The organism is Bartonella sp. AD328YNZD, assembly GCF_042196425.1.
The window spans coordinates 1-1128 of the sequence record NZ_JBHIQG010000550.1 but is presented as its reverse complement, the minus strand read 5'-3'; the positions used below and the strand labels follow the sequence as shown (position 1 = coordinate 1128).

Below are 1128 nucleotides of genomic sequence, written 5' to 3'. Positions count from 1 at the left end.
TAATATGATTGCTTTTTACAATAGTGAAGTGGAGCATTTTAATGGTGCTTATACACATAATGACGGTAAAACACGTACTAAAACTGTAGACAATTTTGTTAATGCTGATGAAAGAAAAATAAGTTGGAGTCGCGCTCTTAAACAAGAATTAATAAGAGGAAAAATCTTTGAACTTGAAGATAGATGCCTTATTCAAAGCCTTTATCGTCCTTTTACGAAACAATGGCTCTATTATAATCGCGCCTTTAATGAAATGGTTTATAAAATGCCGCATATATTTCCGATAGGACGAGCGATTGAAAATAGAATAATACAAGTTACTGGTACAGGTTCACGAAGTGATTTTTCTGTACTTATGACTAATAATATACCTGATCTTAATATGATAGATGGTGGTAGCCAATGCTTTCCAAGGTATCTTTATGAGGATATTGAATCTTTAGAGGATAAAGATAATAACCAATCCCATTTATTTACAAACTCTACAGAAGCAAACGCAACAGCTAATTTACAGAGGCGTGATGCCATTACTGATGAAGGATTAGCACATTTTAAAGCTGCTTATCCTAATGAAACCATAACAAAAGATGATTTGTTCTATTATGTTTATGGGATTTTGCATTCGGAAGATTATCGAGCCCGTTATGCTGATAACCTTTCTAAAGAATTGCCTCGTATTCCTTGTGTAAAAACTGCTGAAGATTTTTGGAAATTTGTGACAGCAGGGTGTGAATTGGGTCATTTGCACGTGAATTATGAAGATGTAGAACCTTATCCAGTCACATTTAAAAAGGGTAATCCAAAACAGACAGAGATCTCTAATCCCGAAAAATTTTATTATGTAACTGAAATGAAATTCGCAAAAGCAGTTAAAGAGAAAGGCAAATCCGAAAAGGATAAATCGACTGTTATTTATAACAGCAATATCACAATGACTGATATCCCTCTTGAAGCTTATAAGTATATCGTCAATGGAAAGCCTGCTCTTGAATGGATTATGGGGCGTCAATGCGTTAAGACTGATAAAAAGAGTGGTATTGTTAATGATGCTAATCGCTATGCTGTTGAAACCGTTGGCAACCCTGCTTATCCATTGGAATTGTTTCAAAGGGTTATTACTGTAAGTCT

At 34.5% G+C, this 1128-nt stretch carries 1 protein-coding gene; it reads left to right on the top strand.

The features are described 5' to 3' along the window. On the top strand, positions 1 to 1128 hold a 1128-nt coding region (locus tag ACFIO3_RS13570; protein WP_375704637.1), incomplete at both ends, for a type ISP restriction/modification enzyme.